Origin of the sequence: Telmatobacter bradus (assembly GCF_048629425.1) — a bacterium.
GTDB lineage: Bacteria > Acidobacteriota > Terriglobia > Terriglobales > Acidobacteriaceae > Telmatobacter > Telmatobacter bradus.
In genome coordinates, this window is record NZ_CP184532.1 from 1,370,332 (window position 1) to 1,385,880 (window position 15,549).

The 15,549-nt window shown below is 59.5% G+C and carries 13 protein-coding genes; 5 read left to right on the forward strand and 8 right to left on the reverse strand.

Features of this window, described 5'->3' with window-relative positions:
- The first annotated feature begins 229 nt into the window (after nucleotides 1-229).
- Genes pstC through phoU form a run of 4 tightly spaced genes read left to right on the forward strand, consistent with a single transcriptional unit; the run spans nucleotide 230 to nucleotide 3,655 of the window.
- Nucleotides 230-1,315 carry a phosphate ABC transporter permease subunit PstC gene (pstC, locus tag ACOBR2_RS05805; RefSeq protein ID WP_420239099.1) on the forward strand — a complete coding sequence of 362 codons (1,086 nt, stop codon included), beginning with the start codon at nucleotides 230-232 and terminating at the stop codon, nucleotides 1,313-1,315.
- A gap of 12 nt (nucleotides 1,316-1,327) precedes the next feature.
- The gene (pstA, locus tag ACOBR2_RS05810; RefSeq protein WP_420239100.1) at nucleotides 1,328-2,197 is read left to right on the forward strand and encodes a phosphate ABC transporter permease PstA; all 870 of its coding nucleotides are present in this window, start codon (nucleotides 1,328-1,330) and stop codon (nucleotides 2,195-2,197) included.
- A gap of 1 nt (nucleotide 2,198) precedes the next feature.
- Nucleotides 2,199-2,957, forward strand: coding sequence for a phosphate ABC transporter ATP-binding protein PstB (gene pstB, locus ACOBR2_RS05815; protein WP_420239101.1), 759 nt, complete (start codon nucleotides 2,199-2,201; stop codon nucleotides 2,955-2,957).
- A complete protein-coding gene (gene phoU / locus ACOBR2_RS05820) occupies nucleotides 2,954-3,655 on the forward strand; it encodes a phosphate signaling complex protein PhoU (protein ID WP_420239102.1) in 702 nt (233 codons plus the stop codon). Before pstB ends, phoU begins: the two co-directional genes overlap by 4 nt.
- A gap of 177 nt (nucleotides 3,656-3,832) precedes the next feature.
- On the opposite strand, the gene ACOBR2_RS05825 is transcribed toward phoU, so the two are convergent.
- The 6 genes from ACOBR2_RS05825 to ACOBR2_RS05850 all read right to left on the reverse strand — a co-directional run bounded on the left by ACOBR2_RS05825 (nucleotide 3,833) and on the right by ACOBR2_RS05850 (nucleotide 9,505).
- The gene (locus ACOBR2_RS05825) at nucleotides 3,833-4,747 is read right to left on the reverse strand and encodes a tetratricopeptide repeat protein (protein WP_420239103.1); all 915 of its coding nucleotides are present in this window, start codon (nucleotides 4,745-4,747) and stop codon (nucleotides 3,833-3,835) included.
- A 136-nt stretch (nucleotides 4,748-4,883) separates the two neighbouring features.
- Nucleotides 4,884-5,621 (reverse strand): peptidoglycan-associated lipoprotein Pal, encoded by a 738-nt coding sequence (gene pal, locus ACOBR2_RS05830; protein ID WP_420239104.1) that lies wholly within the window; start codon nucleotides 5,619-5,621, stop codon nucleotides 4,884-4,886.
- A 229-nt stretch (nucleotides 5,622-5,850) separates the two neighbouring features.
- Nucleotides 5,851-7,197: a Tol-Pal system beta propeller repeat protein TolB gene (tolB, locus tag ACOBR2_RS05835; RefSeq protein ID WP_420239105.1), complete on the reverse strand. Its 1,347-nt coding sequence runs from the start codon at nucleotides 7,195-7,197 to the stop codon at nucleotides 5,851-5,853.
- A 159-nt stretch (nucleotides 7,198-7,356) separates the two neighbouring features.
- On the reverse strand, nucleotides 7,357-8,202 hold the full coding sequence (locus tag ACOBR2_RS05840) for a TonB family protein (RefSeq protein ID WP_420239106.1): 846 nt from the start codon (nucleotides 8,200-8,202) through the stop codon (nucleotides 7,357-7,359).
- Nucleotides 8,203-8,292: 90 nt separating this feature from the next.
- Nucleotides 8,293-8,724 carry an ExbD/TolR family protein gene (locus ACOBR2_RS05845; RefSeq protein WP_420239107.1) on the reverse strand — a complete coding sequence of 144 codons (432 nt, stop codon included), beginning with the start codon at nucleotides 8,722-8,724 and terminating at the stop codon, nucleotides 8,293-8,295.
- Nucleotides 8,708-9,505 (reverse strand): MotA/TolQ/ExbB proton channel family protein, encoded by a 798-nt coding sequence (locus ACOBR2_RS05850; protein ID WP_420239108.1) that lies wholly within the window; start codon nucleotides 9,503-9,505, stop codon nucleotides 8,708-8,710. Before ACOBR2_RS05850 ends, ACOBR2_RS05845 begins: the two co-directional genes overlap by 17 nt.
- A gap of 218 nt (nucleotides 9,506-9,723) precedes the next feature.
- Here ACOBR2_RS05850 and recN point away from each other — a divergent pair, with 218 nt between their 5' ends.
- Complete coding sequence (recN, locus tag ACOBR2_RS05855) at nucleotides 9,724-11,403, forward strand: DNA repair protein RecN (protein ID WP_420239109.1); 1,680 nt, start codon at nucleotides 9,724-9,726, stop codon at nucleotides 11,401-11,403.
- A 7-nt stretch (nucleotides 11,404-11,410) separates the two neighbouring features.
- On the opposite strand, the gene ACOBR2_RS05860 is transcribed toward recN, so the two are convergent.
- Both ACOBR2_RS05860 and ACOBR2_RS05865 read right to left on the reverse strand, forming a co-directional pair.
- Nucleotides 11,411-13,900: an alpha-L-rhamnosidase C-terminal domain-containing protein gene (locus ACOBR2_RS05860; protein ID WP_420239110.1), complete on the reverse strand. Its 2,490-nt coding sequence runs from the start codon at nucleotides 13,898-13,900 to the stop codon at nucleotides 11,411-11,413.
- The gene (locus ACOBR2_RS05865; RefSeq protein WP_420239111.1) at nucleotides 13,891-15,489 is read right to left on the reverse strand and encodes an alpha-L-fucosidase; all 1,599 of its coding nucleotides are present in this window, start codon (nucleotides 15,487-15,489) and stop codon (nucleotides 13,891-13,893) included. The genes ACOBR2_RS05860 and ACOBR2_RS05865 overlap by 10 nt, the downstream gene beginning before the upstream one ends.
- Nucleotides 15,490-15,549 lie beyond the last annotated feature (60 nt).

The window sequence follows — 15,549 nt, forward strand, 5'->3', positions numbered from 1 at the left end:
GTACAGCGATTTTCTTTGATTTTGTGCAGGCAAACGCTTACCGCCGTCAAATTTCCAGCGACGGGCGGCAGGTAGAAGCCTGGAGGGGGAATTTCAGCAGTGCTCCGGAAAAAGCAGAATCGTACGGTTCAGAACCGAAAGTAACCAGATTTTCTTCATTCGCATGATTTGATTTACGGCAGTTGTAACCTCCTGTTCACATATCCCCGGTAGCCTGAAGGGAGTGAGTATGACCGTGCCTGAGATCCGTATTGCCCAGCTTCAAGTACAGCCGGAATCGTCGTCGGTGGAGACGCAATCGGCTCCCCCCGCCGGGCCCGCGCCTGCCAGTGCGGTGCGTCAATTTTTGACCAGCCGAGGCAACTCTGCTTTGGCAGACCGTGGCTTTGCCTGGATGATGATTCTTTGCGCCTTTTCGATTTTTGGCATTGTGGTGCTGATCGCCGGTGAGCTGATCGTTCGCTCGCAGCTGGCGTGGAACAAGTTTGGTCTTTCGTTTTATTACAAAACCATCATCGATCCGTACACCAGCATGCCTACCTACTGGGACCCGGTCAACGAGCACTTCAGCGCGCTGCCGTTCATCTATGGCACGCTGGTCAGCTCGTTTCTGGCCCTGCTGCTGGCCGTGCCGCTGGCCATAGGCGTGGCCATCTTCCTTACGGAGATCTGCCCGAAGCTGCTGCGTGGACCGCTGGCCTTCCTGACCGAATTGCTGGCTGCCATTCCTTCGGTGATCTACGGTTTGTGGGCGTTTTTTGTGCTGGTGCCGCTGCTTCGTGAGCATCTGAACCCGATTCTGATCACAACGCTTGGCTGGACGGGCTTCTTCGGCGACGACAATCCGACCGGCCTGGGCTTTGTGGCTGCCGGCATCATTCTGGCCATCATGATTCTGCCCGTCATCAGTTCGCTGACGCGCGAGGTGATGACGGCCGTTCCGCATTCGCAGCGCGAAGCGGTGTTGGCGCTGGGTGCTACGCGCTGGGAGATGATCAGCATGGGTGTGCTGCGCAACGCCCGCATCGGCATTGTGGGTGCCGTGATTCTGGGGCTGGGCCGTGCGCTGGGCGAGACGATGGCCGTCACCATGGTGATTGGCAACTCGCCGGAGATTCGCCGGTCACTGCTGGCCAACGGCAGCTCCATGGCCTCGGTGATTGCCAACGAGTTTGCCGAAGCTTCTGGTGACATGCACCTGAGCGCGCTGATGGAACTTGGTTTGGCACTGTTCATCGTGACCATCATCGTGAATGCAATCGCCCGCCTGTTGGTGTGGGCCGTTACCCGTGGCGCTCCGTCGCAGGCACACTAAGGAGAACGTACTGTGAGCGCAGCTCAATTTACCATGCGCAGGCGGATGCGGAGCCTGACCGATCATCTTGCAACCGTGCTGGCTGTTGGTTCCACCATTCTGGTGATCGCGCCGCTGGTGGCTATCTTCGTCTACCTGATCTACAAGGGCGCAAGCTCGCTGAATCTGGACTTTTTTACCAAGGTGCCAAAGCCGGTGGGTGAAGCGGGCGGCGGCATGGCCAACGCCATTGTGGGCTCGGGCATTCTGCTGGGTGTGGCCAGTCTGATTGGTGTGCCGATCGGCATTGGTGGTGGCATTTATCTTTCCGAATTTGGCCGTGGCACCAAGCTGGCCAACGCCATCCGCTTTACCGCCGACGTGCTCAACGGCGTGCCCTCCATTGTGATGGGCATTGCGGCCTATTCGCTGGTGGTGGTGCCCATGCATCACTTCTCGGCCTTCTCGGGTGGTGTGGCGCTGGGCATTATGATGATTCCCACCGTCTGCCGTACCTCGGAAGAGATGCTGCTGATGGTGCCGAATATGGTCCGTGAGGCGGCGCTTGGGTTGGGTGTGCCCAACTGGCGCGCGGTGCTTTCGATTACGGTGCGCACGGCTTCGCCTGGCATTATCACCGGCTGCATGCTGGCCTTTGCCCGCGTGGCGGGTGAGACGGCTCCGCTGATCTTTACCGCCTTCGGCAACGCCTTCTGGAGCACGAGTCTCAATCGTGAGATCGCCGCTTTGCCGTTGCAGATTTATCTGTACGCCATCTCGCCCTACGACGATTGGCATCGTCTGGCCTGGGCAGGTGCGCTGGTTCTGATTGTTTTGATTGTGCTTGCCGTCTCGCTGGTGCGCTATGTGACCAGCCGCGGCGTTCTGAAAGGGGCAAACTAACGTGGGCGTCGGCATCGAGGTCGTCAACCTGAATGCGTGGTATGGCTCAAACCACACACTGCAGGACATCAACCTGAACATCCCGGCCAATCACGCCACCGCGCTGATCGGCCCCTCGGGCTGCGGCAAGAGCACCTTTGTGCGCTGCCTGAACCGCATGCATGAGACCAACCCGATTGCCCGCGTGACCGGCATGGTCAAGATGGGCGACCTGGACATTTATGGCGACGCCAAGCCGGTGGAGATTCGCCGCCGCGTCGGCATGGTCTTCCAGCGGCCTAATCCGTTTCCTACCATGTCGATCTACGACAATGTGGCAGCAGGCCTCAAGCTGAATGGCTTCACCAATCGCAAGGCGCTGGACGAGATCGTGGAAAAGAGCCTGCGCAATTCGGCTCTGTGGGACGAGGTGAAGGACGACCTGAAGAAGAAGTCAGGTGCCAGCCTGTCGGGTGGCCAGCAGCAGCGTTTGTGCATTGCCCGCGCGCTCGCGGTTGATCCTGAGGTGCTGTTGATGGACGAGCCGGCCTCGGCCCTCGATCCGGTTTCCACCTCGAAGATTGAGGATCTGATCTTCCAACTCAAGAGCCAGTACACCATCGTCATCGTGACGCACAACATGCAGCAGGCGGCGCGCGTAGCCGAGAATACCGGCTTCTTTTTGAACGGTCGCATGGTCGAGTTCGACACCACACACAAGATCTTTACCAACCCCAGCGACAAGCGCACTGAGGATTACATCACGGGCAGGTTCGGATGACACGCATTCGTTTTCAGCAAAGCCTCGAAGAACTCAAGGAAAAGCTCCTGGTCATGGCCGGATTGGCGGAACAGGCCATTCAGCGCTCTATTGAGGCCTATCGTGTGCGCGATCTTTCCATCTGTGAGCTGGTCAGCCGCAGTGAGATGGCCATCAACCGTCTGGAGCGCGAAATCGATCAGGCAGCGCTTGATCTGCTGGCGATGGAGCAGCCCATGGCCATTGATCTGCGCTTCATTCTGTCGGTGATCAAGATCAATGCCGACCTGGAGCGGGTGGGAGACTCGGCCAAGAGCATCAGCGACCGCGTGCGCACCATGGAGCAGATGGCCGAGGCCGATCTGCCAGTGGATATTCCGCGCATGGCGCAGTTAGCCAGCGAGATGGTGCGCAAGTGTCTGCAGGCCTTCATTGATGCGGACGCCGAGACGGCCCGCCATGTGCTGACCATGGACGATGCCGTGGACGCGATGAATCGTGCGGCCTATAAGTCTCTGACCCGGGTGATGGAGGAGCAGAGCCATCTGGCCCCGCAGGCACTGAATGCGCTGATGATCAGCCGCGCCCTGGAACGCGTGGCTGACCATGCCACCAACATCGCCGAGGACGTGATCTTCTGGGTGCAGGGCGACGATGTGCGTCACCACAAGAGCCAGCTGGCCGGTGGTGACAAGGATCCGCACGCGTTGGGGCAGTAAGAACAGCCTCCAGCTTTTAGCTTCCAGCTTTACGACAACAGCCCGGCATATGCCGGGCTGTTGTCGTTCTTGTATAAGACTTGGACGTTTCTGAATCAAGCATTTTTTAGACGAGAAAGCCCCGCCATAGCGGGGCTTTCTCGTCAGAGCTGGAAGCTAGGAGCTAGAGGCTGGAAGCTACTTGCCAACAATCTTCACGCCCAGGCCGTTCAGCTTGGAGCGGGCGTGCTGGGCTTCGGGGGTTTGCGGATGGCGCTGGATGAGCGAGCGCAGTTCGTGGACGCCGGCATCGTGCTTGTTCAGCGCCAGCAGGGCAAGGCCCTTGTGCAACTGTGCGGCAGGCGCCTGCTTGATGCCGCTGAAGCCTTCCAGAACGTTGTTATAGGCCGTGATGGCGTCCTGGTAGTTCTTCTGCTGGTAGGCGATTTCACCCTCGTAGAACTGGGCTGCGCCGGCCAGATCATCGGTCGGATAGTAGTGCACCACGTCCTGAAATTCGCTGGAGGCCAGCGAGTAACGGGCGGAGTTGAAGTCACGTACGGCCGCCTGATAGGTGTCCTGCAGCGGCGGTGCAGAGGTTCCATTCTGCGCGGCGCTGGCGGCCGGGGCTGGCGTCGCCGGAGTATTGCCGCCCGCTGGAGCGGGTGCGGAGGCGGCTGGCATGCCGGGCATCTGGCCGTTGGCCGGGGGCTGCTGGTTGTTGTTCTGCAGCTGGCCCTGCAGGTCCTGCATGGTTTTATCAAGTTTGGTAATACGCGTCTTCAGTTCGTCCACTGAATCGTTGAGCGACTGGATCTGGCCGCTGACGCCGTCGATCTTGCCGCCGTCCGCATCGTTCAGCGCGTTCAGCTTCTGCTGCAGCGTGCTGATCGTGGTGTTCATCTGGGTGCTCTGGTCCGTGGTCTGCTGGGCCAGATTCTGCAGCACTCCGAACTTGGTGTCCATGGTCGATTGCAACCGCTGGACCATGTCCAGAAGCTGCTGTACCTGGGTTTGCAACTGCACCATTTCCTTGGAGACGGCATGCGCCGGTCTGGGGGCGGAAAAAAGAACGACGGCCAGCATGGCCGCCCAAACAATTCGATTACGCACTGCTCGTCCTGTAAACATATATCACCTGTCTGACCGGCCGCCGGAGCTTCTTCGCATGCGAAGGGCTCAGGCGGCCGTAGGATGGAAGGATTCCGGCACGGCTCAGGCTGTGCCGGTTGAATCAACAATGACTGCTCTAGCGGTCCAGCGTGAAGCCGGCGCGGCGGTTCTGCTGCCAGCACTCTTCGGTTGACTCGGAGCAGAAGGGCTTTTCCTTGCCGTAGCTGATGACGCGGATGCGGCTTTCGGCCACGCCCGCAGCCACCAGGGCCTTTTTGGCAGCGTCGGCGCGGTTCTGGCCGAGGGCCAGGTTGTACTCGTTCGAGCCACGCTCGTCGCAATAGCCGCCGAGCACGACCTTGACGTCGGGATGGCTGGTCAGATAGGTGGCATCCTTGGCCAGAGTGGAGGCAGCATCGCCACGCACATCATAGGTGTCGTAATCGAAGAAGGCATCCTGCACGTTGGCCTTGAATTCTTCTTCGGCGCTCAGGGTGTTGGAGGGCACGACGACGGCCGGCGGAGCATTGACCGTAACTGCCGCCGTGGCGTCGGTCGATCCACCATCGCCACGAGCTACCAGATGATAGGTGGTGCTGACGGAGGGCGTAACCGTCTTGACGCCAGCCGAGGGAACTTCGCCGATGCCATCGATGGAAACCGAGGTGGCACCGGTGGTGCGCCAGCTGAGCTGAACCTGATCGCCCGCGCTAATTACGGCCGGAGTGGCCGTCAACTGCGCGGTGGGGGCCGCAATGGCAACCGGAGGTGCGGTGGGCACAGCCGGAGGCGGCGTCTTCTTCTTGCAACCCGTGACAGCTACCAAGGCAGCAAGAACAGCAACACAAGCAAACATGCGATTCCGTGAGATCAATGAAATGCTCCTTTTGCAATGCGTAAAATGGTGGTTCTTTGGTGCCGTATTTGTTCTTTCCGTCCGGCGGAAGATCACCGGGCGACGGCATCCATATGGTTACTTTTAGTCCAGTCCGTGACCACGGACTGGACTAAAAGCAACACTCAAATGATAGTCCATCCTGAAGCGGCGGAGTCCAGAAACCGGAAGAGCTGTGATCGTAGGCACGATCCCGGCTCTTCTGGTTTTACTTGCTGCTCCAGTTGGGCATAAAGTTGTTGCCGCTGTGGGTCAGCTGGCGTTGGTCGGTGCCGTCCGAGAGCATCGTCCAGATGTCGCTGCGCTTGCCCACGGTGCGCTCGAAGACGATGTGACGGGTATCGGGAGCCCAACTCGGGAAATCATTCGAACCGGACTCGTGGGTAATCTGCAGATAGCTCTTGGTGGCCAGATCGATGACGTGAATATCCACGCCGCCCGGATCGCCGGGGCCGTATTTGCGATTCCAGCTAAAGGCCAGGAACTGTCCGTCGGGCGACCAGGAGGGCGAAACCGCGTAGCCGCCATCGGTGATGCGCTGCACGCCAGAGCCGTCTTCGCTCATGGTGTAGATCTGAGGCAGACCGGTGCGGCCGCTCACCCAGGCAATCTGGGCGTTGGTCTTGGGATTCCAGGTGGGAGCAACGTCGGGTCCATGGAAGGTGGTCACACGGCGCAGATCACCGCCGTTGGCGCTGGCCACATAGATTTCAGGATCTCCGGTGCGCGAGCTGGAGAAGGCGATTTTGCTGCCGTCCGCTGACCAGGCCGGGGAAAGATTGCTGCCGCCGCCTACGCCTGCCGGAAAGCCGATCACGCGGCCCAGTTCCAGCGAATACATGCGGATGGCCCAGCCACCCGAGCCGAGCGAGGCAAAGGCCAGTCGCGTGCCATCTGGCGAGATGCGCGGCGAAAGCGAGATGGTGCCCAGATGCGTGACCTGATGCTGATTCTGGCCGTCGTAGTCCATCGCCCAGATCTCTTTGGAACCAGAGCGCGAGCTGACGAAGTAGATCTTGGTTTCAGCAATGCCGTTGATGCCACCGCCCAGGCGATAGATGATCTCATCGGCAAAGCGATGGGCGACGGTGCGCGCCATCTCTTCGTTAGCGGCCTCGTTATATTGCTTGGCCAGCACCTGGGGATTCTGCGCGTTATGCGTGTCGTCCAGCCAGCCGTAGACGACCAGCCGACCATGATTGGCGGCCAGAGCGCCAAAGGCCACCATGGACGCATTGGCAGGCAGGGCAGACCACTGGCTGATCTGAATTTCCTGCGGCGAACCGGGCATGGCCGTGGGTTGCATGCTCTTAGCCACCATTTTGAAGATGCCGGCGCGATCCAGATCGCCATAAAGTGTGCTGTCAAAGACGGTTTTCAGCGCGGGCGTCAGTGGATCGGCACCCACCGGCTTGAAGTCGGCTGCCGCCAGACTGATGCGCTGATTGCCCTGATTGGTGCCGGTATGCACTTCGTCCTGGGCGTTGAGCCCGGGAACAGCCAAAGCAAGCAAGGAAAATGCAACAAGAGGCAGTACTCTGGAGAAACCCTTCATGCGAAACGTAAGCCCTCCTCTAAGGAAACCCGGTTGAGGACAAAAATACTCTGTAATTTTGTCCTCAACTTGAAAATCATGCGAAGGGTACGGGATCAAGCCCATACAGAAAACATCGACAAAGGAGTAAAGGGCTTTAGTTCCGAAGGGAATCAGGGCCTAATACTCGCAATAATACGAGACCTTCAAAGTGCTTTGATTATAAGCCGGAGGCAGGGAACCAAATGTGTCTATGCGTTGAACGCCGCGCATGCAGGAGCGGTCCAGCGTAGGACTGCCGCTGGACCGATCCAGTTGCACATTGCTGGGGCTGCCGTCGCGATGAATCGTAAACAGGATAAAGACGCGCGTGCCGTGGGGCGTGCGTGGATCCACCTCGTAGCGGTTCCAGGCCTGGCTCATCTTGCTGTTGATCCCGGCAACATAATAGCCGAACATGCTTTGGAAGTCGCTGTCGCCCACCTGCGCCGGTCCGTTGTTGCCGTGCTGTTGCACACCGCGTGGAATCACGCTGCCAGACTGTTCACCGTAGTGCGCCTGATTGTCGCGCACAGGTTTGGGCTGGTTTTTGGAGGCTTTCTGGGCCGTAGACTGCGCTTGCTGCTTGGGCTGTTGTTGTTGCTTCGGCTGAGGCTGCGCCTGCTGTTTAGCCTGCGGTTTGGGCTGCTGCTTCACCTTGGTGGCGATGGGCGTGGCCTTATCGTCCTCAACTTCTTTGGTCTTGGGCTGCGGCGGCGCGGGAGCGGGACTGGGTGTGTCGGTGGTCAGCACGTTCTTGTTCGCCGGCTGATCGTTGGGCAGGGGCAAAGCCGCGGTAAGACTCACCTGCATGTTGCTGCCCATGCCTTTGCTGCCCCACTGATTGTGATGGAAAAGCCCCATGGCCCATCCCCAGCAGAGCACGGTCGCCAACAGGACTCCATGCAGGGTCAACGACCCCGCCGCCGAGACTGCAATGGGCTCCGGGAGCAGTTCCTGTTCGAGTTTTGCGCCGTTTTCGTTCATGGTTTAAAGACTAGGTTCTAGGGGCTAGAAGCTGGTGACTAGAAGCTGCAGGCGAGCGAATAGCACAATCAACCTAGCCACTAGTCCCTTTTACTCGCTATCAGCTTTCTTCGTATCCAGTGGCTGCGTCACGATCGACACATTGGTGATGCCGGCCTGTTTGACCGCGTCCATCACCTGGGCGAAAGCGCCGAAGGGCACACGCTCGTCGGAGCGCAGATAGATAATCTGCTTCGACGGATCGGAGTTGCCCTGATGCAACTTGTCGCCAAGATCGTGAATATTCACCGGCTTGTCGCCCAAAAAGACGTTCTGGTCGCGGTCGATGGTTACCACCAGCCGTTGCTCGGTAATTTCCTTGACCGTCTTCGTCTTGGGCACGTTGACTTCAATGCCCGACTGCAGCACCGGCGCTGAGATCATGAAAATGACCAGCAGCACCAGCACCACGTCCACCAGCGGAGTGATATTGATTTCGGCAAGCGACGACTGGGTGCGGCCGTTGTTATTTGTAAACGCCACGCTCCGCCTCCCGCCCGTAGCCGGAGTTGGGTGCCGGTGCCTGCGGAGCGCGCTGAGGAATTTCCTCAATCGAGTTCAGCAGTTCACGGCAGAAGTCATCAATGGCCGAGGCAAAGACGCGGATGCGAGCCGAAAGCTGGTTGTAGGCCACTACCGCGGGTACGGCCACAAACAGGCCGGCGGCAGTAGTGATCAACGCTTCCGAAATGCCCGGAGCCACGGCATGCAGTGTGGCTGAGCCTTCGGTGCCGAGGCCGTGGAAGGCATCGACAACGCCCATGACCGTGCCGAAGAGGCCGATGAACGGGCTGGCCGAGGCAATGGTGGCAAGCCAGGTCAGGCGGCGTTCCAGGGCTGTTACAGCCTCGCTGGCCGCCGTCTGCGCACTGCGTTCCAGCGGCGCAATGTTGCGCGGTGCGCCCGTGCCGCCTGTCTGGCGCTTGTAGGTCTCGTACACATCTTCGAAGACCTGCGCCATGGGGCTGGCTGGGCAGTCGCTGACCAGGGTGGCAATATCCTGCAGGCGCGTGGCCTTGCGGAAGCTGCGGATAAAGCGGCGGCTGTCCTGAGTAGCGCGGCGCAAGGTGCCGATCTTGCTCAGAATGACCGTCCATGAATAGATACTTGCCAAGGCTAGCAAAAGCAGTACACCGGCAGCGATCGGCCCAATGTTATGCGCCAGATCGACGATCGCGCTGGAGCCCGAAGTCGGCAAAGTTGCCGGCGTCGAGCCGCTGTCGGACTGCAAGAAAAGCAGGAAGAATGCGGTTAGGTTCAACATCTCTTTACATAGACGATACCAGCCAGCCCCCGGTGAGCCCAAGTAACGCTTCGGGTGCGGGGGCAGGTTTGCAGGGCTCCATCCACCGTTTACTATGCACTGACAGTTGATTCCTCTGGCAACTAAAGAGAAGAAAATGCAAAACTGTACTGAGCAATCGTAGGCCTGCCATGCTATGCTGCGCTCGGAATCTACTTGTTTTCAGGACCCTTTGACCCATGCTCGTCGAATTGCGCGCTGAAAATTACGCCGTCATAGATCACGCCATTGCCGTGTTTGGCCCCGGTTTGAACCTTTTGACCGGCGAAACCGGCGCTGGCAAGTCGATTCTGGTGGACGCTCTGGCCCTTTTGATGGGCGGCAAGGCCAGCGCCGACGTGGTGCGCCACGGGGCCGAGAAGGCCATTGTGAGCTGCGTCTTCGAGTCAACGGCCGGAGCCGAGGCCCTGCTGGAGGCCAATGGCATCGACAGCGCGGGCAATGAGGTTTTGCTGCGGCGCGAGGTGCTCAGTAGCGGCAAGGGTCGCGTCTTCATCAACAATCAGCAGGCCACGGTGGGTGTGCTCAAGCAGCTTGCGCCTGAGTTGGCGCTGGTGCATGCGCAGAGTGAGACGCTTTCCAGCTTCGATCAGAATCAGCAGCGCTTTTTGCTGGATCGCTACGCCGGGCTCGCGTTGGACGAAGTGAGTGCCGCCTACTCGCGTTGGAGCGCGGCTCGGGCGCGGCTTAACGATCTGTTGGAAGGTGAGCAGGACCGCCTGCGCATGGTCGATCTGTGGAGCTATCAGACAAAAGAGATTGAGTCGGCACATCTTCAGGCGGGCGAAGACGAGCAACTGGAGACAGAAAAGCGCGTTCTGGCCAACGCGGAAAAGCTCTACGCCGCCGCGCAGAGCGCATTCGAGCAGCTCTATGAAGGTCAGTCAAGCGCCGAGGCCGCTCTGCAGGCAGCGCTGCGCAACGTGGAAGAACTGGCCCGCTACAATGATCGCTTCAGCGATGCCGTGCAGCAGCTGGCCGGTGCGCGGGCAACCATCGACGATGTGGCGACCAGCCTGCGCGATTATGCCGAGACGATCAACGCTTCACCCGAGCGGCTGGAGGAGATTGAAGACCGTCTGGCCCTGCTGGACCGGCTCAAACGCAAGTACGGCAAGACCGTGGCGGATGTGATTGCCTTTGGTGCCGAGGCGGCGCGTAAGCTCAGCGAGGTGGAAGACCGCGACGAACTGCTGAAGACCCTGCGCATCGATGTGGACAAGGCCGCGGAAGCCTATCGCGTTGAAGCCGCCAAGGTCAGTAGCGTGCGTAAGGCTGCGGCGCTCAAGCTGGCCAAACAGGCCGAGGCTGAGATCAACTCGCTGGCCATGAAGGTGCGCTTTGAAGTGGCTGTCGAAGACAATCGGCAGGAATCGGCCTGGAGCGCAACTGGATGGGACAAGGTGGACTACCGGATTGCAACCAACGTCGGTGAACCCGTCAAGCCTCTCATCGAGATTGCCTCGGGCGGCGAAATGTCGCGCGTGATGCTGGCGCTCAAGGTTGCGGTGGAAGAACACTCATCGAAAAGCAGCAAACATCCCACCCCGCGCACACTGGTCTTTGACGAAATCGACATTGGCATTGGTGGCCGCGCTGCCGAGGCTGTGGGCCATAAGCTGAAGGCGCTCAGCCGTGCCCAGCAGGTGCTGTGCGTAACGCATCTGCCGCAGATCGCTGCCTTCGCCGATCAGCATCTGGTGGTGGAAAAGCGCGAAGAGGATGGCCGCACCAAAACGCGCATTCGCACCCTTGACGACCGCGCCCGCACCCACGAAGTGGCGCGCATGCTCAGCGGTGCCAAGGTTACCGACACCAGCTTGCAGCACGCCGCGCAGATGATTGCCGCCAGCCGCTAGGCTGTCCTCAGAGCTGCGGAACGATTCTGTAGCGACCAGCCTGATTAAGTTCTACGGCTCTGCGCGAAGCCTCTTCCGTAGCTTCTGTTTTTACCAGCTTGCCGTTCACAAGCACCTTGCCGTTTGCGGCAGCAACCAGCACCCGCGCTTGCACGTCCGCAGGAAGCTCTATCGTTGTCACATCGGGCAGCAGCTCCACCGCAATCGCTCCTTGTGGCGTAGGAACGCGGCCTTTGGCCCACTTCAGTCCCAGCAGCTCGGGCCGGATCTCCACCTGACGATAGCCGGGCGAAAGCGCCCGCACACCCAGCACATTTTCTTCCAGCCACGCCGCTGGTCCCGCTGACCAGCCGTGCGCCAGACTGACAAAAAAGCCAGTCTTCCCGTCGGCCTGCAGGTACTGGTGCGGATCCGTCTTGGGCCAGTTCAGGTCGTAGGCCTCCCAGAAGCTGGTTGCGCCCTCATCGAGCATGCCGCCCCAGTAGCGTCGTAGCCAGTCGAGCGCTTGTTGCCGATGCTCCATGCGGGTGAGCGCCTCTAGCAGGTACCAGTTGAAGTAGGGCGAAATTGTTTGCGTCTGTTTGTCGTCGGCTTCAATGGAGCGGAACGAATCCTGCCACAGTGCAGGGAAGTCGTTCTTCTGCGCTGCGCCGGAGAGCACGGCCATCGTGCTGAGTTGCCAGCGCGTAGCCTCTTCCGGTGGAATCTGCTTAAGCCGTGTGCGAACGCTGGCGATGCACTGCGCGGCCTGCGCTTTGTATTGCGTGGCAGCCTGCCTGTCGCCGAGTTCTTCCATCAGCCATGCGCCATCTCTGAGCGCCCGCGCAATCTCCATGGCCGTTCCAAGCTGTGCTGCATCATCGTAGGCAAACATCTGCGGAGACCAGTCCACGAAGAGCCAGCGATGTTTGCGATTCACAAAGCTGCCGTCCGGCTCCAGTTCGCCGACCAATTTTTCCAGCAGCGTGTGCAGTTCCTCTTGCCGCGCTGCAAGCTGTCTGCGGTCGCCGTCGCGCCGGTAGATGCTGGCCACGGTCTCGATCCACAGTCCGGTGTACGACGGAATTCCATTCACATGCTTGCCGACAGGTGGTTGCAGATGAGTGAGCGTCTCGTTCAGCAGGCGATTGTCAGCAAACACAGCGTCGATTGCCGCCGTGCTGGCGTCCAGATCGCCCACCCACCAGCCGCGGTCGCGTTTGGGTGCGTCCCACACGCCATCCTGCATGCAAAGGTGCACAGTGTAGGCCGCCGTCTGCCAAATGCGGTTCAGCTTTTCGTCGCTCGATTCAAAGCTGCCCTTGTACTCGACCGGGTAGGCAATCCCTTCCAGCCGAATCTGCCGGAAGGCCACGCGTTCTTCATTTTTGAAGCGCAGCAGCACGTAGCGAAAGCCACTCTTCGGACCGCGTGCAACTTCGTTGGCCGGAGCAAAGATCGGATTCACGCCCAGATAGTTTTTCCCACTCAGCGCCTCGGCCTCCGACTCGCCGTAGCTGATTTCCATCGTCGCATTCTGTCTGGATTCCACCAGCAGTCTGCCCGCAACTTCCTTGCCAAAGTCGAGCATCACTTCAACAGGCCCGCTGGCCGTGGCCTGGACGGCAAAGGGCTGCTCTGCACGGGGTTGAGTGAGTGCGTCCAGATGCTCCACGGCCTGTGCGTTTGGCGTAAGCAGTGTGGCCTTTGCCGGTAGCAGCGTGTAGGTGCGCAAGGCGGGCGAAAGCCCCATGTAGCCAGGCCAATCGTAGAGTCCTGCATCCAGATTCCACTGCCGGAATTCGATTCTGCTTTCGATGGGGCCGAGCGATTGCACGCGTGTCCAACTGCTGTCGTCAAATTCCGGCTTTTGCCATCCATCGCCAGCGGCAAGCGTGCTGCGCCAGTCTGCATCAGTCTTGGCAAGCACTGTGCCAGGCAGGCCGCGCTCTGCCGCGACGATCTTGGCCGTCAGCACTTCACCGAAGGCGACCTGCTGCACAAGGGGCGAATCGCTGGCTGCCACAATGCCGCGCCCGCGCACGGCTTCTATGGCTAGCACGTTTTTGCCCGGTCGCAATGCCTTTGACCCATCCGCGCTGTACACATGCGTATTCAGCGGCGAACTCTCATCGCAGTGCGCATCAAGTACCAACTGCCCATTCAGAAAAACTCGCACGATTCGCGGCCCCGCTATATAAAGTGTGGCTTGTGCGGGGACGTGGGGCAGGTTGAATTCTCTGCGGAAGAAATGGGGCTCTGTCTTCTTCTGCGTGTCGCGATAGGTGAATTTGTCGTGGTCAGGGCGTAGTGCCGCCGCATCGCCTGCGGTCCAGACGAACTCTTCCGTCAAGGTTTTTGCGGCAGGCATCGCCAGCTTTGTCGCATCGGCCGCTGAGTCCAGCAGTGGTTGCTGTGCAAAGGCGTGCGTCGCTGCCAGCAGGGCTGCGGCAAAGAGCACGGGCTTGAGACCACGAGCGTGAATCCAGCGCACAGCTACTCTCTTTACTACTTGCATACGCCGTCTTTCGTCGTGTGAATGCGGAAGGTGAAGGCCGGTTCATCGGTTGCGGCATGCGGCAGCTTGATCGTCAGGCCGTCCTCCTCCTGGCTCCACTCCATCTGCGTTGTCTGCCCCAGCAGATCCACGCGACACACGGTCGTACTCAAGTATGGATTGCCCTTGTAGAGACTCTTCAGCTTGAGTGTGCCATCGCTTGGCCAACCCAGCGCAATGGCATAGAGCATTCCCTTGTTCGTCGTGTAGCGAATGTCGGCGGGCGTGTACTCCTGCTTGTCGCTGTAGAGCGATTGCGAACTCACTTTGGTCGGTCCCTCACCATAGAGCGCGAACGGCCGCGAGCCGTAGATGGCCTCGCCATTCACGTCGAGCCAGTGACCCATTTCCAGCAGAATCTTCTGCGCCTTTTCAGGGATGGTGCCGTCGGCCCTTGGTCCCACATTCAGCAACAGGTTTCCGTTCTTACTCACCACGTCTGCCAGCTCATCAATCAGCGATTTTGCATCGCGATACTCGTCGTTTTCAATGTAGCCCCAGGAGTGCACGCTGATCGACGTGTCGGTCTGCCACGGCAGCAGACGCAGCGCGTCCAGTTTGCCGCGCTCCACGTCCAGCACCGCAGCATTCTCGGGAAAGTCGTACTCTTTGTAGGTCAGCACTACCGGATGTCCACTGGCCGCCGCGTGGTTGTAGTAGTAGGCCGCCAGTCGCTGCAAGTCCGGCTGAAAGGCCGGCTGCCCGATCCACCAGTCCAGATACAAAAACTCCGGCTGGTACTTGTCGATGATCTCTGCAGTGCGCGCCAGCCAGTCGTCGGTGAAGGCCTTGTCCGGTGCCAGCCACTTCTCCAGATGGCGCGGGTCAGGCTCCTTTTTGGATGTGTCGCCGGGCAGATGCTGCGGCATGGCTGGTCCATATAATTCCGCATAGCGCGGGTCATTCACATCGGAGTCAATTTTTCTTCCGCCCTCGTACCACCACCAGTGTTCGGCCCGGTGCGACGATGCGCCAAAGTGCAGCCCGCGTGCCCGCGTTGCCGCTGCAACCTCACCCACAATGTCGCGATGCGGGCCCATCTTCACCGCGTTCCAGGGGTTGATTGACGAGTCGTACATCGAGAATCCATCGCAGTGCTCGGCCACTGGAACCACATAGCGTGCGCCGGAGCGCGCAAACAGATCCACCCAGGCCTTGGCGTCGAACTTCTCCGCCTTGAACATCGGAATGAAGTCCTTGTAGCCAAACTTATTCAGCGAGCCGTAGGTGGCAACCTGATGCTTGTTGGCGTCGTTGCCTTCCAGATACATATTGCGTGGGTACCATTCGTTGGCATAGGCTGGAACCGAGAAAACGCCCCAGTGTACAAAGATGCCGAACTTCGCATCGCGGAACCAGTCGGGCACACGATAGCCGCCCAGCGAGTTCCAATCCGCGGAAAACGGTCCTTTCTGCACGTCCGCATTCACGCGTTGCAGTTGTTGTTCCACGGCAGTGGAATTCTGTTGCGCATGCAGCAGCGTTTTCTGTTCAAGCGTATTCCAACCAAGAAACCAGGCAGCAAAAAGAACCACAATCGACTTGCGCATGGCATCACGCTACCAGAAACAAGAGCGCATGTGTATTGCATTTCGCGCCTGCCTGCGTTA

What these genes read in the sequence shown, in the direction of transcription:
- pstC (WP_420239099.1), top strand. Translation starts at nt 230, where the DNA reads ATGACCGTGCCTGAGATCCGTATTGCCCAGCTTCAAGTACAGCCGGAA.
- phoU (WP_420239102.1), top strand. Translation starts at nt 2,954, where the DNA reads ATGACACGCATTCGTTTTCAGCAAAGCCTCGAAGAACTCAAGGAAAAG.
- tolB (WP_420239105.1), bottom strand. Translation starts at nt 7,197, where the DNA reads ATGAAGGGTTTCTCCAGAGTACTGCCTCTTGTTGCATTTTCCTTGCTT.
- ACOBR2_RS05840 (WP_420239106.1), bottom strand. Translation starts at nt 8,202, where the DNA reads ATGAACGAAAACGGCGCAAAACTCGAACAGGAACTGCTCCCGGAGCCC.
- ACOBR2_RS05850 (WP_420239108.1), bottom strand. Translation starts at nt 9,505, where the DNA reads ATGTTGAACCTAACCGCATTCTTCCTGCTTTTCTTGCAGTCCGACAGC.
- recN (WP_420239109.1), top strand. Translation starts at nt 9,724, where the DNA reads ATGCTCGTCGAATTGCGCGCTGAAAATTACGCCGTCATAGATCACGCC.
- ACOBR2_RS05860 (WP_420239110.1), bottom strand. Translation starts at nt 13,900, where the DNA reads ATGCAAGTAGTAAAGAGAGTAGCTGTGCGCTGGATTCACGCTCGTGGT.
- ACOBR2_RS05865 (WP_420239111.1), bottom strand. Translation starts at nt 15,489, where the DNA reads ATGCGCAAGTCGATTGTGGTTCTTTTTGCTGCCTGGTTTCTTGGTTGG.